Source organism: Nocardioides sp. Z35_8 (genome assembly GCF_059621125.1).
On record NZ_JCAQIE010000001.1, the window covers coordinates 72,263 to 88,991 of the forward strand.

Annotated in this window: 15 protein-coding genes; 3 read left to right on the forward strand and 12 right to left on the reverse strand. The window is 71.1% G+C overall.

Annotation, left to right across the window (positions count from 1 at the left end):
- Positions 1 to 92 precede the first annotated feature (92 nt).
- Both AC54T2_RS00340 and AC54T2_RS00345 read left to right on the forward strand, forming a co-directional pair.
- Complete coding sequence (locus AC54T2_RS00340) at positions 93 to 2,819, forward strand: glycoside hydrolase family 3 C-terminal domain-containing protein (RefSeq protein WP_496665207.1); 2,727 nt, start codon at positions 93 to 95, stop codon at positions 2,817 to 2,819.
- A gap of 47 nt (positions 2,820 to 2,866) precedes the next feature.
- Positions 2,867 to 4,321 (forward strand): right-handed parallel beta-helix repeat-containing protein, encoded by a 1,455-nt coding sequence (locus AC54T2_RS00345; RefSeq protein WP_496665208.1) that lies wholly within the window; start codon positions 2,867 to 2,869, stop codon positions 4,319 to 4,321.
- Here the strand turns inward: AC54T2_RS00345 and AC54T2_RS00350 are convergent.
- Genes AC54T2_RS00350 through abmR form a run of 3 tightly spaced genes read right to left on the reverse strand, consistent with a single transcriptional unit; the run spans position 4,307 to position 5,923 of the window.
- Positions 4,307 to 4,825, reverse strand: coding sequence for a GNAT family N-acetyltransferase (locus AC54T2_RS00350; protein WP_489975055.1), 519 nt, complete (start codon positions 4,823 to 4,825; stop codon positions 4,307 to 4,309). The two genes, AC54T2_RS00345 and AC54T2_RS00350, sit on opposite strands and share 15 nt — an antisense overlap.
- The gene (locus AC54T2_RS00355) at positions 4,822 to 5,358 is read right to left on the reverse strand and encodes a DinB family protein (RefSeq protein ID WP_186342739.1); all 537 of its coding nucleotides are present in this window, start codon (positions 5,356 to 5,358) and stop codon (positions 4,822 to 4,824) included. The genes AC54T2_RS00350 and AC54T2_RS00355 overlap by 4 nt, the downstream gene beginning before the upstream one ends.
- Positions 5,359 to 5,380: 22 nt before the next feature.
- Positions 5,381 to 5,923, reverse strand: coding sequence for an ATP-binding transcription factor AbmR (gene abmR, locus AC54T2_RS00360; protein WP_186342738.1), 543 nt, complete (start codon positions 5,921 to 5,923; stop codon positions 5,381 to 5,383).
- Between the two features lie 52 nt (positions 5,924 to 5,975).
- On the opposite strand from abmR, the gene AC54T2_RS00365 reads away from it, so the two are divergent.
- Positions 5,976 to 6,338: a YchJ family protein gene (locus tag AC54T2_RS00365; RefSeq protein ID WP_496666245.1), complete on the forward strand. Its 363-nt coding sequence runs from the start codon at positions 5,976 to 5,978 to the stop codon at positions 6,336 to 6,338.
- Positions 6,339 to 6,388: 50 nt separating this feature from the next.
- Here the strand turns inward: AC54T2_RS00365 and AC54T2_RS00370 are convergent, their stop codons facing one another.
- The 9 genes from AC54T2_RS00370 to AC54T2_RS00410 all read right to left on the reverse strand — a co-directional run bounded on the left by AC54T2_RS00370 (position 6,389) and on the right by AC54T2_RS00410 (position 16,619).
- A complete protein-coding gene (locus tag AC54T2_RS00370; RefSeq protein WP_496665209.1) occupies positions 6,389 to 8,761 on the reverse strand; it encodes a thiamine pyrophosphate-binding protein in 2,373 nt (790 codons plus the stop codon).
- 42 nt (positions 8,762 to 8,803) lie between these two features.
- Positions 8,804 to 9,757: a fumarylacetoacetate hydrolase family protein gene (locus tag AC54T2_RS00375; RefSeq protein ID WP_496665210.1), complete on the reverse strand. Its 954-nt coding sequence runs from the start codon at positions 9,755 to 9,757 to the stop codon at positions 8,804 to 8,806.
- Between the two features lie 16 nt (positions 9,758 to 9,773).
- On the reverse strand, positions 9,774 to 10,967 hold the full coding sequence (locus AC54T2_RS00380) for a CoA transferase (protein ID WP_489975057.1): 1,194 nt from the start codon (positions 10,965 to 10,967) through the stop codon (positions 9,774 to 9,776).
- Positions 10,964 to 11,743, reverse strand: coding sequence for an enoyl-CoA hydratase (locus AC54T2_RS00385; RefSeq protein WP_496665211.1), 780 nt, complete (start codon positions 11,741 to 11,743; stop codon positions 10,964 to 10,966). Before AC54T2_RS00385 ends, AC54T2_RS00380 begins: the two co-directional genes overlap by 4 nt.
- 20 nt (positions 11,744 to 11,763) lie before the next feature.
- Complete coding sequence (locus AC54T2_RS00390) at positions 11,764 to 13,266, reverse strand: tripartite tricarboxylate transporter permease (RefSeq protein WP_186342733.1); 1,503 nt, start codon at positions 13,264 to 13,266, stop codon at positions 11,764 to 11,766.
- Positions 13,267 to 13,269: 3 nt separating this feature from the next.
- A complete protein-coding gene (locus tag AC54T2_RS00395) occupies positions 13,270 to 13,866 on the reverse strand; it encodes a tripartite tricarboxylate transporter TctB family protein (protein ID WP_186342732.1) in 597 nt (198 codons plus the stop codon).
- Positions 13,863 to 14,831 (reverse strand): tripartite tricarboxylate transporter substrate binding protein, encoded by a 969-nt coding sequence (locus tag AC54T2_RS00400; protein ID WP_496665212.1) that lies wholly within the window; start codon positions 14,829 to 14,831, stop codon positions 13,863 to 13,865. The genes AC54T2_RS00395 and AC54T2_RS00400 overlap by 4 nt, the downstream gene beginning before the upstream one ends.
- Before the next feature lie 44 nt (positions 14,832 to 14,875).
- Positions 14,876 to 15,268, reverse strand: a complete 393-nt coding sequence (locus AC54T2_RS00405; protein ID WP_489975059.1) for a thioesterase, FlK family — start codon at positions 15,266 to 15,268, stop codon at positions 14,876 to 14,878.
- Between the two features lie 61 nt (positions 15,269 to 15,329).
- Positions 15,330 to 16,619: a CaiB/BaiF CoA transferase family protein gene (locus tag AC54T2_RS00410; RefSeq protein ID WP_496665213.1), complete on the reverse strand. Its 1,290-nt coding sequence runs from the start codon at positions 16,617 to 16,619 to the stop codon at positions 15,330 to 15,332.
- Positions 16,620 to 16,729: the final 110 nt, after the last annotated feature.

The window sequence follows — 16,729 nt, forward strand, 5'->3', positions numbered from 1 at the left end:
GTGCCGGACGCTGCGGGGGCGTCCTTGTTGTCCCTCCAGCGCGGGCGCATGCTGAGTGATCCACGTCACGCCAACGATCGGGGACGTAGCTCATGAAGAAGACACTCATCAGCGCGCTTTCCGCGCTCGCCCTCGTGGTCGTGACCACGGGGGCCACCCTCGGCATCCAACGGTCGGCTGCGGGACAGGCGGACCTCCCCTGGATGAACACCGCGCTCTCACCGACGCAGCGCACCGAGCTGCTGCTGGACGCGATGACGCTCGACCAGAAGCTCCAGCAGATCTTCAACCAGCCCTTCTACAACGACGACCTCGACGACGGCGTCCCGGACAACGGCAAGGGGTGCGACTTCACCCAGATCGGCCGCCACATCGAGGGCATCCCGGAGCTGGCGATCCCCGACTTCCGGATGGCCAACGGCGGCACCGGCATCCGCGGGGGCGACTGCCTCCCGGAGCCGACCGCGACGGCACTGCCCGCCCAGATCTCGTCGGCGGCGACGTTCAGCCGACCCCTCGGAGACCGTTGGGGCCAGGTGCTCGACCTGGAGCTGCGGGCCTGGGCCCACCAGGTGCTGTGGGGACCGGTGCTCAACCTGATCCGCACGCCCTACGGCGGGCGCAACAACGAGTTCTTCAGCGAGGACCCCTACCTGACCGGCGTGCTCGCGTCGAAGATCATCAGCGGCATCCAGGCGCGCGGGGTGAGCCAGGCGACCGCCAAGCACTTCGTCGCCAACGACTCCGAGTTCCAGTTCGAGCGGTGGACCGCGGCGATCCGGGTCCCCTCACGGGCGATGCACGAGCTCTACCTGCTGCCGTTCGAGATGGCCGTCAAGGACGCCAAGGTCGCTTCCGTGATGTGCGCCTACGGCTACGTCAACTTCAGCTACAACTGCGAGAGCGCGCCCCTGCTGCGCCAGACCCTGCGTGACGACTGGGGCTTCGACGGCTACGTGTTCTCCGACCGGCGCGCCCAGCAGAGCACGGTGCCCTCGATCCTCGCCGGCACCGACGTCGAGGTCGACGAGGCACCCGAGTGGTACGCGCCCGACCTGGTGAAGGCAGCGATCGCCGCCGGCCAGGTCACCGAGGCCGACATCGACGACATGCTCCGAGACCGCTACATCAAGATGTTCCAGTTCGGCGACTTCGACGACCCGGCCACGTCCTTCGGCTGGGACCAGCTCCAGGACGAGCTCGCCAAGGGTGGTCCGCACGCGCAGGTCGCCAAGGACGCTGCCGCGGAGAGCCTGGTGCTCCTGCGCAACGAGCGCAAGCAGCTGCCGCTCGACGCCAGGGCGATCGACTCGGTGGCGCTGATCGGCCCCAAGTGGTTCGCCGGCGAGGCGACCCTGCCGCCGCGCAGCGGTGACCGGACGCGCAACATCTCCGTCAACGCGCCGTACGAGGTCACGCCCCAGGAGGGCCTGCAGAACACGCTGCGCAGCCTCGGCGCCGGAGACGCCACGGTCACCTACAACAACGCCACCAACATCGGCAACGCCATCGCCCTGGCCCAGAGGTCCGACGTGACCATCCTGATGGTCGGCGACGTCGCCCGCGAGACGTGGGACAAGAACAGCAACTACCAGGACGAGAACCCGGGCGGCAACGTCTCGGGTGCCGGCAACGAGATCCCCGACCTGGACCTGCCCACGGTGCAGGGCACCGACCAGCAGGAGCTGATCCCCCGCATGCTCGACGCGGTCCCCGACACGGTGATGGTGCTGAAGACCCAGGGGCAGGTGAACATGCCCTGGATCAACAAGGTCGACACCCTGGTGGAGGCGTGGTACCCGGGCCAGGAGGACGGCAACGTCGTGGCCGACGCGCTCTTCGGGGTCACCAACTTCTCCGGCAAGCTCCCGGTGACCTTCGGGCGGACCGACCGCGAGGCGGCCTACCAGACCAAGGAGCAGTACCCGGGCTACCAGGAGGACACGGGAGTCGACGGCGGCATCGGTCGCGACCCGATCCCCGGGGCGCCGCAGCGGGTGGTCCGCTACACCGAAGGGCTCAAGATGGGCTACCGGTGGTACCAGGCGACCGGCACCCAGCCGCTGTTCCCCTTCGGCTACGGGCTGTCCTACACGACCTTCGGCTACAGCAACCTCGACGTGGCCAAGATCCGCCAGGACCGGCGTACGACCGGTCTGAGGGTCAGCTACACCGTGACCAACACCGGCGACGTCGCCGGCAAGGAGGCCTCGCAGGTCTATCTGAGGCTGCCACGTGAGGCCCGGGAGAACTTCAACCGCCTCGTCGAGTTCCAGAAGGTCAGCCTCGCCCCCGGTGAGAGCAACCGCGTCACGGTGGTCCTGGACGCCAGGGCGTCCAACCACCCGTTCTCCTACTACGTGCCCGACGATCCCGACGACCTCAAGCTGTGGGCGGACGGCGAGTGGAGGACGCCGGACGGCGACTTCACGATCTTCGTCGGCGGCTCGTCCGAGGATCTCCCGCTGCGACGGACGGTGGATCTCCGCGACCTGGCCACCACCCCCTCGAGCACCAAGGCTCCCTCGCGGATCAAGAAGCCGACCGTGCGCCCGAAGCGGGTGACGACGAAGACCCGGGCGCGCATCACGTTCGCCGTCGTCTCGGGCGGACAGCCCGCCGCAGGCAAGGTCCGCGTCCGGCAGGGCGGGGGCGTGATCGGGCGCGCCACCCTCGACCGACGCGGAATCGCGAAGGTCAGGATCTCGCGGCTCAAGGCGGGCAAGCGCAAGGTCAAGCTCGTCTACCTCGGGTCCGAGGTCTCGCAGCGAGCCACCCGGACGCTCGTGATCCGGGTCAAGAAGGCCAGGAGGAGGTAGTCGCAGAGGCCGGCGACGAGCGGGAACGAGCTGGGCCGGCTGTGCCGATGCGTCGCCGGTGCGGGATCGTCCTGGGGCTGCTCGTGCTCACCCTGAGCGCCTGCACCGGGGACGCTCCCGCACCCACGCGCCCGACGCCCGAGGCGACCACCGGCTCCCCGACGGGTCCGCGGGCCGGGCTGGTCGCCACCGACGGGACGCCCGTCGACGTCCCGGTGCCGGACCCGCCGACCGGATCGTCGTACGACGTCACGGAGCTGGACGCCGACCCGGAGCCGGGCACCGGTGACGACGCCCCGGCCATCCGGGAGGCGCTGGCCACCGCAAGGGCGGGCGACGAGGTCGTCCTCCCCGCCGGGGTCTACGACCTGCGGTCGACCGACCCCGACGACGCGGAGGCCAACCTGCTGCTCCCCGACGGCGTGCGGCTGCGCGGGGCCGGGCAGGGCGCCACCGTGCTGCGCACGTCGCTCGACGGCGAGGACGACAGCGCCGTCGTCCGTGCGATGGGCGTGCACGACGCCGCCGTCGCGGGTCTCACCATCAGCTCCGAGCACACCGGGGCGCTCGGCACCGACCCCGACGACGAGGGCCCGGGAGGTGGGCCCATGTATGGCGTGCAGATCGGCGACGGCAGCCGACGGATCCTGGTCGAGGACGTCTCCGTGGAGCTGTTCCAGCGCCACGGCATCACCCTCAAGGGCACCCGCGAGGTGACGGTGACCGGCTGCCGGGTCGCCGACGCCACCAGCGTCGGCCCGGGCGGGTCGGGCTACGGCATCGCCGTGGAGGGCATGGCCGACCAGCGCGACCCCGACGCCGGAGACGACTCACGGCACAACGTGGTGGTGGACAACCACCTGGACGGCACGCACCTGCGGCACGGCATCCTGCTGCAGTTCCCCACGCACAACAACCTGATCGCGGGCAACACCATCGACGGCGGTGTGCTGGACGCGATCGACCTGCACGGCGAGGGCGAGTACCTCAACGAGATCCGCGACAACACGGTCACCGACGTCCCCGCCGCCGCGGTGGCACTGGGCAACTCCGGAGGCGAGAAGCACCGGCACGACGCGAGCGGTGAGGGCAACTGGGTCCACGACAACAGGCTGGTGGGCAACCTCCAGGGGGTGCTCGTCATCCTCGGCACCCCGGACACCCTCGTCGAGGACAATGACATCGTCGGCAGCCGCGGCTCCGCGGTGGGCATCGAGCTGCGCAACGCACCCGGGACGGTCGTGCGCGACAACTCCGTCGCCGGGGGCGACGCCGCCTTCTGGGCGATCGTGGTGACCGAGGACGAGGGCACCGACGGCCGGGGCGCCGGCGTCGCCACCGACGTGCTGATCGCCGGCAACCGGGTCACCGGCCCTGCGAACGGCATCGACGTCGAGGCCGGACGCGCGATCGAGGTCACCGGCAACTCGGTCGACGTCGACGGCACCCCGGTGCGGGTCTCCCCCGACGCCGAGGTCCGCGGCGTCTCAGGGACGCGATGACACGTGGGGCCGGGCCAGGTCGAGGTACATCACGTGGAGGCCGACCCTGCCGTGGCGGGCACTGTCGAAGGCACGCGGCACCGTGCCCACGACCTCGAAGCCGAGCTGCTGCCACAGGCGGACGGCGGCCACGTTGGTCTCGACGACCGCGTTGAACTGGATGCCGGCGAAGCCCTGCCCGCGGTGCCAGGCCACCATGTCGTCGGCGAGCCGCCGCCCGATGCCGCGGCCGCGGGCCGCCGCGTCCACCATGAAGGACGCGGTGCCGACGTGCGCGCCGCGCCCCGGGCGGTTCGGGCCCATCTTGGCGGATCCGAGCACGCGATCGCCCTCCTCGAGGACGGTCACCCGGCTGCCGTCGAACCACCAGCCCCGCGCCTGCTCGGAGGTGGCGCCGAGCGGGTAGGCATAGGTCTCGCCGGCCTCGACGACCTCACGCCAGATCGGCCAGATCGCGGCCCAGTCTGCGTCGGTGGCCTCGCGGACGCCGGTGGGCACGCTCATACGTCGGTCGCGCCGTCGATCGACTGGCGGATGAGGTCGGCGTGGCCGGCGTGGCGGGCGTACTCCTCGACCATGTGCACGAGGACCCAGCGGATCGTGACGGTCTCGCCCTTCTCGGGCGGGCGCCGGCGGGCGACGGGGCGGCCCGGGTCGGGGTCAGCCGTGAGCGCGGCGTCGAGACAGGCGTCGGAGCGCCGGATGGCCGCGGCGAGCAGTCCGTCGAGCTCGGCGTGGGTCTGGCCGGCCGCGCTGTGCCAGTCCCAGTCGGGGTCGTCGCCCCACGGGGCGGTGTCCCACGGCGGAGCCGGCTCGTTGGCCGCGAGGTGGTAGGAGAGCCACCAGTCCTCGACGTAGGCCAGGTGCTTGAGCATCCCACCCAGGGTCAGGTCGCTCGGCGCCAGCGCCTGGTCGAGCTGCGCGTCGGTGAGCCCGCTGGCCTGCAGCCGGACCGTGGCGCGGAAGTGGTCGAGGAAGGACCGCAGCATCGTGGTCTCGTCGGCGCTGAAGGGCGGGTCGGGCCGCTCGATCGTCATGGCACGCGACCCTAGCGGCCGCTCAGAGCACCGGTCCCTCGCCGCGCAGCTTGTCGACCTCGGCCATCGCGTCGCGCAGCTGCTCGAGCCACTCCTCGGCGTGCTCGCCGACGAGCCGCACCGACCACGCGAGCGCGTCGGAGCGGGACCGGGCGACGCCGGCGTCGACGAGCGTGTCGAGCACGCGCCGCTCCGGCTGGCGCAGCCGGGTCATCACCGGCGCGGCGACGTGGGTGAAGAGCGCCTCGGTGTCGCCGATCCGCACCCCCCACGACACCTTGCGCTGGTAGCGGGCCTGGGCCTCGCGCGCGATCTCGATGCGCTCTTCCTTCGTCTCGGCGCGGAAGCGGCCGATGCGGCCCTCCGCCTCGGCACCGCTGAGGTCGTCGGCACCGGACAGGGTGCCGACGACGAGGACCTCCTCGCGGTCGACGGTGACGTCGACCGCGCTGAACCATGCCTCGGGCAGCCGCCCGTGGAACCACTCGGACGCGTCGGAGGCGTCCGGCAGGTCCGCGACCTGCCACCCGCCGCGGCGACCGCGACGGCTCTCATCGTTCTTCATGCATTACATGATTACACCGCAAGTCAAACGATGTCGATATCCTCGCGGCGTGCTGTCCACCCCCTGCCCCTGCGGGTCCGGAGCGACCTACGACGCCTGCTGCGGTCCGCTGCTCGCCAACGTCGCCCAGGCGGCGACGCCGGAGCAGCTCATGCGCTCGCGCTACACCGCCTTCGTCACCGGCGACGCCGACCACCTCTTCCGCACCTGGCACCCGCGCACCCGCCCCGACGACGTCCGTCCCGACCCCGGCACGCGGTGGACCGGCCTGCGGGTCGTGGCCGCCGAGGGCGACACCGTCGAGTTCGTCGCGACCTACGAGGGCGGGCAGGTGCACGAGGTGAGCCGGTTCGAGCGCCGGGCCGGCCGGTGGTGCTACGTCGACGGCGAGGTCGACCGGGACGTCACGCGCTGACGCCGACCACGGCGGGGGCGGCGAGCTGCGGAGGCGACGCCGCGTCGGCCCTACCTGCCGACGATGCCGAGGGCCGCGTCCACGATGTCCGACGTGTCGATCTGGTGCAGGGCGTACGCCTCGGCCAGGCTGCTCGACTGGCCGAAGTCCGTCACACCCAGGCAACGGATGCGGTCGCCACGCACCCCGGCGAGGAACGACAGGGTGTGGGGGTGGCCGTCCTGGACCGTGACCAGCGGTGCCGGGGCGTGCGCCGGGAAGATCTCCCCGACGATGTCGCCGTCGCCCGCCTCGCGGACACCGTGCTGCTGGAAGGACCTGAAGACCAGGTCCGGACTGGTCAGGCACACGAGGCCGGCGGTGACCCCACTGTCGGCCAGCACCTCGGCTGCCGCGATGACCTCGGGCATCATCGCACCCACGCCCACCAGGGTGACGTCGTCGCGACCGGCGGGGTGCGCGCTGAGGCGGTAGCCGCCCGCGATGGCCTGGCGTCGGCGGCGCTCGAGGAGCGACGGCTCCTCGGGCAGCCGGGCGAGCGCCGGGTCGAGCGGCCTGGTGGAGAGGCGGAAGTAGGACGAGGTCCCGCCGGGGATGCCGACCCGGCTGGCGGCGTGGAGGAACGTCCACTCCAGGTCGGAGGCGAACGCCGGCTCCCAGGCGATGCAGCCGGGCTGCTCCAGGCCGATGGAAGGCGTGGTGATGGACTGGTGCGCCCCGCCCTCCGGCGCGAGCGTGACTCCCGAGGGAGTGCCGACGAGGATGGACTGCCCGCCGGCATAGATCCCGTAGGACCACGGCTCGAGCGCGCGGCTGACGAAGGGGTCGTAGATCGTGGCGATCGGGATGAGTCGCTCGCCCCAGCGCGACCACGTGGTGCCCAGCTCGCCGAGGAGTCCGACGAGGTTCACTTCCGCGATGCCGAGCTCGATGTGCTGTCCGGCCTCGCTCTCGGACCACCGCAGCACGCGCTCGCGGTCGTCGGCGAACCAGTCATGGCGCTCCCGCACGGACCACACGCCGGTCTTGTTGATCCACCCGCCCAGGTTGGTGGACGAGGCGACGTCCGGGCTGCAGGTCACCATCCGGGCGGCGACGTCGGGGGCGTCGCGGACGAGGTCGGCGAGCAGGCGTCCCAGCGCCGCCTGGGTGGAGACCGGCTTGCGGTGCGGGTGCCCCAGCGAGGTCGGCACAGCGATCGCGGGGGTGCTGGCCAGCGCGGGGCGGCGCAGCTCGTCGGCACGCCGGGCGCACAGGCGGCCGGCGTCGGAGGTGCTGGGGAAGGTCGCCCAGGGGTCGGCGAGGTCGGTGCCGCAGGCCTCGGCGAGCTGCCGCATCTGCGGCTCGGTCAGCAGGGCGGAGTGGTTGTTGGGGTGGCCCTCGGTCGCCAGCCCGCGGCCCTTGATCGTGTAGGCGAAGACCACCGTGGGGCGGTGGTCGTCGGCACCGTCGAACGTGTCGACGAGCAGCGACAGGTCGTGCCCGCCGAGATCTCGGACGGCGTGAGCGAGGTCCTCGGGGCTCAGGCTCTCGACGAGGTCGCGCAGTGCCGGCGACTCCTGCGCGGCGAGGATGCGCTCGGCGACGCCGGTGTCCGGGACGCGCAGCATCCGCTGGTACTCCTCGTTCGGCATCGCCTCGAGTCGCTGTCGCAGCTCCTGTCCCCCGGGACGCTCGAAGAGCTCGGAGATGAACCGACCCCACTTCAGGGTGACGACCTGCCACCCGGCGGCGGCGAACATGCCGTGCAACCGCTCGATCTGGATGTCGGGCACGATCCGGTCGAGCGACTGGCGGTTGAGGTCGACGACCCACAGCAGCTCTCCGAGCGAGGCGACCTGGGGGTCGGCGACGGCCTCCCAGATGGCGCCCTCATCGAGCTCCGCGTCCCCGAGGAGGCTGACGAAGCGGCCTGCCGCGGGCGTGTCCGGGAAGTGTGAGCGCGCGTAGCGATGGGACACGGCCGCCCACAACGCGGCGGTGGCGCCGATGCCGACCGATCCGGTCGAGAAGTCGACGGTGTCGGGGTCCTTGAGCCGGCTCGGGTAGCTCTGCAGGCCGCCCTTCGACCGCAGCGTCGTCAGGTAGGCCGGGTCGAGGTCGCCGAGCAGGTAGTTGATGGCGTGCAGGACCGGGGAGGCGTGGGGCTTCACCGAGACCCGGTCGGCGGGACCGAGGGTGTGGAACCACAGCGCGACCATGATGTCGACGATGGACGCCGAGGATGACTGGTGCCCGCCGACCTTCACGCCGCTGCTGTTGGGCCGACCGCGGTTGGCCGCGTCGACGATGGCGGCGGAGAGCCACAGCACGCGCTGCGAGATCGAGCGCAGCACGGCTGCCTGCGCGGCGTCCTCCCCCGGGGCCAGGGGCGCCTGCGCCGAGGCAGCGCCGGTCGTGCCGAAAGGCGGGGCCATGGTCATGCTGGTCTCCTCGGTCATCGTGCGTCGCGTGTCGTCAAGCGTTCAGTGCATCCGAGAAGCGTCGTCGCCACCACGTCCGGTGCGGCTCAGCGCCTCCCTGCGTGAGGGGTCGTCGGCGGCCGACGAGAGCCACTGGATCGTGGAGGACGGGGCCGTCGGGTTGCTGAGGGTGCCGATCTCGTCGATCGTGATCTCGACGAGGTCCCCGGGACGGAGCGTGAAGTCGAGGTCCGGGACGATGCCGGTGCCGGTCGCGAGCACCGCCCCGTCCGGGAGCGCGAGGGCCCGGCCCAGGTGGAGGACCAGGTCGTCGAGCCGACGGTGCATGCGCGCGGTGCTCGTGCGTTCGTCCAGCAGCGTGCGGCCGTCTCGCCGGACGACGAGGCGGATCCCCAGCGCGTGGGCATCGGGCACCTCCCAGGCCGGCCGGACGAGCGCCCCGATCGCGCACGAGCCGTCATACATCTTCGCCTGCGGCAGGTAGAGCGGGTTGTCGCCCTCGATGTCGCGCGACGAGACGTCGTCACAGATCGTGTAGCCCAGGATCTCGCCGCCGGCCGTGACGAGCATCGCGAGCTCGGGCTCGGGCACGGTGAGAGTGGCGTCGGGCCGGACGCCGATCGGCTCACCGTCGGTGACCGTGCGCCAGCCGGGGGCCTTGAAGAACAGCTCCGGCCGCTCGGCGTCGTAGACCCGCGCGTAGACGTCCTGGGACGCGGTGGTCTCCTCGATCCGGGCATCCATCGAGCGCTCGTAGGTCACCCCCGCGGCCCACACCTCCATGCGGCCGTCGACCGGCGGGAGCAGCAGGACGTCGTCACGCGAGCAGGCCTCGCCGGCCGGCGGTCGGGTGACCAGGCTCTGGATCTCGGCCACCGGGCGCCGGAGCAGCTCGGCGAAGCCCGAGACGTCGGGCAGCGGCAGCACGTCGTCGTCGACGAGGACGCCGACGCGCTCGCGCCACGTGGCGCGCTCGGCGTAGCGGATCAGGTGCATGGGAGAGGTCCGTCCGTCACTGGCCGACCGAGGAGCTCTCGGCGGCCCAGGCGCGGATCGCGTCGTCGTGCTCGCCGAGCAGCGGGGGCGGGCTGTGGCTGGTCCGGCCCGCCGGCTCCCCCTCGGGGCTCTCGAAGCGGAGCGGGGGCCCGGGCAGCCGGACGGGTCCGAGCGTGGGGTGGTCCACCTCGACCACCAGGCCCTGGCTGATCGTCTGGTCCCATTCGTAGACCTGGTCGATCGTGCGGATCCGGCCCGCCGGGACGCCCGCTTCGTCGAGGCGGGCCAGCCAGGTGTCCGCCGGCGCTGTGGCGAGCCGTTCCTCGATCGCCTCGATCAGCTCCGGGCGGTGGTCGACGCGGAGCCGCGAGGTGGTGAAGCGCGGGTCGTCCGGGTCCAGGCCGAGGCAGCCCGCGAACACGCGCCACTGCTGGTCGTTGCCGACAGCGGCCTGGATCATGCCGTCGGCCGCCCGGAACGACCCGTACGGCGCGATCGCCGGGTGGTGGTTGCCACTGGCCTGCGGCACCTCACCCGCCACGGTCCACCGGGTCCCCTGGAAGGCATGGACGCTCACGATGGCCGCCAGCAGCGAGGTCCGGACCACGGTGCCGCGTCCGGTCCGCTCCCGCGCGGCGAGGGCGGTCGCGACGCCGAACGCGCCGTTCATCCCGGCCAGCAGGTCCGCGATGGGTACGCCGACCTTGGTGGGGTGCTGCGGGTCCGGCCCGGTGAGGGACATGAGCCCGCCCTCACCCTGGGCGATCTGGTCGTAGCCCGCGCGGCCACCCTCCGGACCGTCGTGCCCGAACCCGCTGATGGACAGCACGACGAGTCGTGGGTTGATCTCGGCCAGGCGGGTGACCGGGAACCCGAGCCGGTCGAGCACGCCGGGACGGAAGTTCTCGATGAGCACGTCGGCCTTGGCCACCAACGCCGCCAGCGTCGCGCTGTCGGTCGGGGTCTTGAGGTCGAGGCGGACGGACTCCTTGTTGCGGTTGGCCGAGAGGTAGTAGGTCGACACCGGGTCGTCCTCCGGCCCGACGAACGGCGGCCCCCAGCCTCGGGAGTCGTCACCGGTCGCCGTCTCCACCTTGATCACCCGGGCCCCCATGTCGGCGAGCATCATCGCCGCATGTGGACCGGCGAGCGCCCGGGACAGGTCGAGCACCACGGTGCCGGCCAGCGGGCCGGCGACCTCGGTCGTCATCGGCCCTGCCACTCGACCTGCTCCTTGGCGGCGAAGGCCGCGACGGCACGGCGGAAGTCCTCGCTGGCGAAGGCGCGCGCGACGATGTCGTCGCCCTCCGGGATGGTCATCCGGCGGAACCGGCGGACCGCCTCCTTGGCCGCCCACATCGAGATCGGGGCGTGACCGAGCAGGGTCTGCACCACGCCGTCGGTCGCAGAGGACAGCTCGTCCTCGCCGCACAGCTCGGCCACGAATCCCGAGGCGTGCGCCTCCTCGCCCGTGAGCAGCCGCGCCCGCAGCAACAGGTCGAGGGCCACCGACGGACCCACCTGCTGGATCAGGATCGAGTAGTTGTTCATCGACAGGCAGTTGCCGAGCGTCCGGGCGATGGGCAGCCCGAACCGCGCCGAGGGGGTGGCGATCCGGAGGTCGCAGACGCTCGCCAGGCCGAGGCCACCACCGACGCAGAAGCCCTGGATGGCCGCCACGGTCGGGACGTCCACGTCCTCCAGCCGGTTGGTGATGCGAGCGATCTTCTCCTCGTAGGCGACGCCCTGCTCACCCTCGGTGAAGTCGGCGAACTGGCTGATGTCGGTGCCGGCGATGAAGGCCTTGTCGCTGCTGCTGCGCAGCACCATGACCCTGATCTCGGCGTCGGCGTCGGCGCGCTCGCACGCGTCGAACAGTCCTTCGTACATCTCCCACGTCATCGCGTTGCGCTGGCGCGGGCGGTTGAACGTGACGGTGAGGACGGGGCCGTCCTGCTCGACGAGCAGCTGCGGGGCGTCGTTCATGTCGGGGGGTACCTCCGGGGTCACTGGACGGATTCGGTGGCCGCCGCGCGGCGGCCACGGAGCAGACGGGAGAAGATGGCCGGCGCGACCACCTGGAGCAGTGCCAGGCCGAGGACGACCATGACGATCGGCCGCTCGAAGATGATGGCGAGGCTGCCGTCACCCATGGCGGAGGTCTGCACCAGCGCCTTCTCGAACAGCGGGCCGAGCACCAGGCCGAGCACCAGCGGCGCCATCGGCAGGTCCAGCCGCTTCATGAAGTAGCCGACGATCCCGAAGATCAGCACGACCCAGACGCTGAACATGCTGTTGGTGACGGAGTACGCGCCGATGAAGCTGGTGAGCAGGATCAGCGGGTACATGTACCCGTAGGGCACGCGCAGGATCTGCGCGAAGACCGGCGCCAGGGGCAGGTTGAGCAGCAGCAGGATCACGTTGCCGATGAAGAACGAGGCGATCAGGCCCCACACCAGCTCGGGCTGCTCGTCGAAGAGCAGCGGCCCGGGCCGGATGCCGTTCATCAGGAACGCACCGAGCAGCACGGCAGTCGTGGCACCGCCGGGGATGCCGAGGGTCAGCGTCGGCACGAAGTTGGCGTTCGCCGCGGCGTTGTTGGCGGCCTCAGGGGCGGCGACGCCCTCGATCGCGCCCTTGCCGAACTCGGCCTTGTTCTTCGACACGTTCTTCTCGATGCCGTAGGCCATGAACGAGGCGAGCGTCGAGCCGGCACCCGGCAGGACGCCGAACGCGAAGCCAAGGAAGCTGCCGCGGAGGATGGCGCCACGGGACCGCAGCAGGTCGGCCTTCGTGATCATCAGCTCCCTGAAGCCCGCCCGGATGGGCCGCGCGGCTCCTTCATGGATCTGGTTCAACACCTCGCCGACCGCGAAGAGACCGATCATCACCTCCACGAACGGGATGCCCGAGAGCAGGTAGATGGAGTCGAACGTGTAGCGGGCGGTGCCGCTGCCGGTGTCGACGCCGACGCAGGCGATGAGGAGTCCGACGAGCGCCATGAGCAGGCCGAGCAGGCGGTTGTCGCCGGCGAAGCTGATGATCGTCGCGAGGCCGAGGACCATCACGGCCATCATCTCCGGCGGGCCGAACTTCAACGCCCACTGGGCGAACGGCGGAGCCAGCAGGATGAGCAGCACGAGCGAGATGATCGCCGCGACGAACGAGCCGATGGCCGCGATGGCCAGCGCTGCTCCGGCGCGTCCCTGTTTCGCCATCTGGTAGCCGTCGAGCGTGGTCACCACGCTCGCCGCCTCGCCCGGTGTGGAGATGAGGACGGACGTGATGGTGCCGCCGTACTGCGAGCCGTAGTAGATGCCGGCGAGCATGATCACCGCCGTGACCGGCTCGAAGGCGAGAGTCAGGGGCAGCAGCACGGCGACGCCCGTGGTGGATCCCAGTCCGGGGAGGACGCCGATCACGGTGCCCATGAAGACCCCGACGAAGCACCAGAGCAGGTTCTCGGGGGTCAGCGCCGTCTGGAAGCCCAGCATGAGGTTGTCGAGCATCTGCTAACCACCTATCCCGATAGCGCCGGCTGGGAGGGGAACGTTGAGGACGACCGAGAACACGAGGTAGATCACCAGCACGGACACCGCCGAGATGATGACCGACGAGAGCCAGGGACGGCGCTCGACCACGATCGAGGCGAAGAGGCTGAACAGCCCCAGGGCGCCCAGGAGGCCGACCACGGGGACGAGCAGGAGTGCGACCACCAACGCCACGGTCACGATCTGCAGCTGTCGCATCCGTTGCGCCGCCGTCCGACCGAAGATGTCGACGCCACTGTCGGCACTCTCGACGTCGGACCCGGTGTCGGCTGCCGGCCCGGACGCGGGAAGGCTGTCCGGAGCCACCGACTGGGCGACCTCGGCCAGGCCGTGGTCGTGCCGAGTCCGGTGTCCGGTCAACGTCGAGACGAGCAGCCCGGCCGAGATCAGCGTGATGAGACCGCCGAAGACGGCCGGCAGGAGGCCCGGTCCGATCCGGTTGCCCTCGGTGAAGGCGGGGTAGTCGAACGCGGTCAACGTGGCGTAGCCGCCGATCGCGGTGAGGAAGCCGTACGCGACGGCCTCCTCGACCGCGATCCGGCGTGCTGGAGCGCTCACTCGCCCATGACCTCTGCCAGCTGGGAGCTGTTCTCCTCGAGGTAGGTGGAGAACTCGTCGCCACCGGCGGCGTTGGCCTGGAGGAAGTTGTCCTCGATGTAGGTGGTGTACTCGTCGGTCTCGATGGCCGCCTCCATCTGCTCGACCCAGTAGTCCTTGGCCGCGTCACTGATGTCCCCCGGGGCGAGCACGCCGCGGAACTGCGCGAACGACACGTCGATGCCCTGCTCGCTCGCGGTCGGGATGTCCTTCAGCTCGTCGTACTCGTAGCGCTCGTCGGCGTAGGCGCACAGGGCCTTGATGTCGCCGGACTCGAGCTGCCCGATCACCTCGCCCGGGTTGAGGGAGGCGATGTCGATCTGCTTGCCCAGCAGCGCGGCGGTGAGCTCTCCGCCGGACTCGAACGAGACCCGGTCGAACTCGACGTCGGTCTGCTGCTCGGTCAGGGTGAACACGACGTTGTCGAGGCCGGTGGCCCCGCTGATCCCGGCCACGATCCGGTCGCTCTTGGCCGCGTCGACGACATCGGCGCAGGTCTCGTAGGGAGCGTCTGCACGGGTCACCATCAGCGTGAAGTCGTCGGCGATCTTCATGATCGGGGTGAAGTCCTCGTAGGTCCACTTGACGACGCCGCTGAGCGGCAGCGCGAGCAGCGCGGTCTCCGAGGCGAGGAGGTACTGCTCGTTGCCGGACTGACCCTGGAGCTGGGCGTACCCGACGGCGCCCGAGCCTCCGTCGCGGTTCTCCACGTTGATGTTGAGGTCGTCGTTGGCCGCCTCCATGGCGGCGGCCGTGGCCCGGCCGGCGAGGTCGCTGCCGCCGCCGGCGGCGAACGGGATGAGCATGGTGACGTCTCCGTCGAGGGTGAACTCCCCGTCGGCGTCACTGGCGCCGCCTCCGCCGCAGGCGGTGAGCAGGCTGAGCACGGCGGCGGCCGCAAAGGTCGTACGGATGGTGCGCTTCACGTGGAGCTCCTTCAATGGGTGACGCTGAGAGGGTGGGGTGTTGTTCAGCCGAGTCGGGTGGACTTCTGCGCGAGCCGGTCCTCGAAACCGGGCACGTCGACGATGAAGCGCTCGTGCGTCCCCGTGCCGATCTCCTCGAGGTCGTCGACGACCTTGATCGAGAAGACGACGCGACGGCGGTCGACCTCGGTGACAGTGGCTGTCGCCGTCACCTTCTGCCCGAGCAGCGTGGCCGCGGTGTGTGCGACCTCGACCTTGGTGCCCACGCTGGCCTGGTCGTCGCGCAGGTAGGGCGCGAGCGCCTCGATCGCGGCCTCCTCGAGGAGGAGCACCAGGTTGGGGGTGGAGAAGATGTCGAAGCGGCCGCGCCGGGTGGTGTGCTGCATCTCGACGGTGCGCACCAGGACGCCTTCGGTGCCGGGGGCAAGCTCTGTCATCGGGTCGTTCTCCTCGTGTGGGTCTGGGCGTTGGTGCGGGAAGGTCGGTGCGTGTGGGGCATCAGTCGGTCGGCGGCTGCGGCGAGCCGGCCGGGCGGTGCGGCGGGGGGCCGGGGCGCATGGGGTCGACGACCACGCCCGCCTCGGCCAGTGCGGTGACCTCGCTGGCCGAGAACCCCCCCACCTCCTCGAGCGCGGCGCGGGTGTCCTGGCCCAGGAGGGGCCCGGCGTTGTCGCGCCGTGCCGGCGTCCGGGACATCCGCATGGGTGACCCGAGCTGCCGGACCGATCCCATGACCGGGTGCTCGGCGTCCCAGAAGTAGCCGCGCTGGTTGAGGTGGTCGTCGTTGAAGACCTGCTCGTAGTTCGCGATCGGCGCGCAGGGCACGCCCGCCGCGTCGAGCCGCTCGATGACCTCGTCGGTGGCGAGGGTGGCGGTGACGGCCTCGATGGACGGGATGAGGGTGGGTCGGTGGGCGTGCCGGTCGGACGCGCTCGCGTAGCGCTCGTCCTCGAGCAGCGCGCCGAGGTCGAGTGCGCGGCAGAAGGCGTCCCAGGTCTTGGGAGTGACCGCGCCGACCGTGACGTGGCCGTCGGACGTGCGTACGGCCTGGTAGGGGGCGGTGCTCTGGTGGGCCGACCCCAGCGGGGCGCCGACCTCGCCGGTCGCGAAGTACTTGCCCGCCTCCCAGATCGCGAACGAGACGCCGGCCTCGAGGAGCGAGACGTCGAGGTGCTGGCCCTCGCCGTCGATGTCGCGCTGCCGGAGGGCGGCGAGCACGGCCATCGAGACGTACATCGCGCAGACGAGGTCGCAGATCGGGACCCCGATCTTCACCGGGTCACCGTCGGCGGTCCCGGTGATGCTCATCAGCCCGCCGCGGGCCTGCGCCATGATGTCGAGCCCCGGCAGCATGGCCAGGGGTCCGTCCTGCCCCCAGCCCGAGGCGGAGGCATAGATGAGGCGCGGGTTGAGCTGTCGCAGCTCGTCGTAGCCGAGACCGAGCCGCTGCATCGTGCCCGGCCGCAGGTTCTCCACCAGGACGTCCGCGCCCTCGACCAGCCGGCGGAACGCCGCCAGCCCGTCGGGATGCTTCAGGTCGAGGCCGACCGACTCCTTGTTGCGGTTGAGCCGGGCGAACGGGGAGCTCTCACCGGCGACGAAGGGGCCGGTGGCACGCACCGGGTCGCCGCCCGTGGCCGGGTTCTCCACCTTCAGCACCCGGGCACCGAGGTCGGCGAGGTGCATCGTGGCGAACGGGGCAGCCATGAATGCCCCCACCTCGAGGACCACGATGCCGTCGAGCGGCCCGGATCCCTTCGTGGTGGGTGGTGATGCGGGGGTGGTCATCGGCTGTCCGATCTCTTCTGGAAGCGGCGGAATCCTGGCGTCCGGGTGTCCGACCCGGCCCGCGAGAGGCCTTGCCTTGTCGACCCGCGACGGAATACTGTCTACAGAAC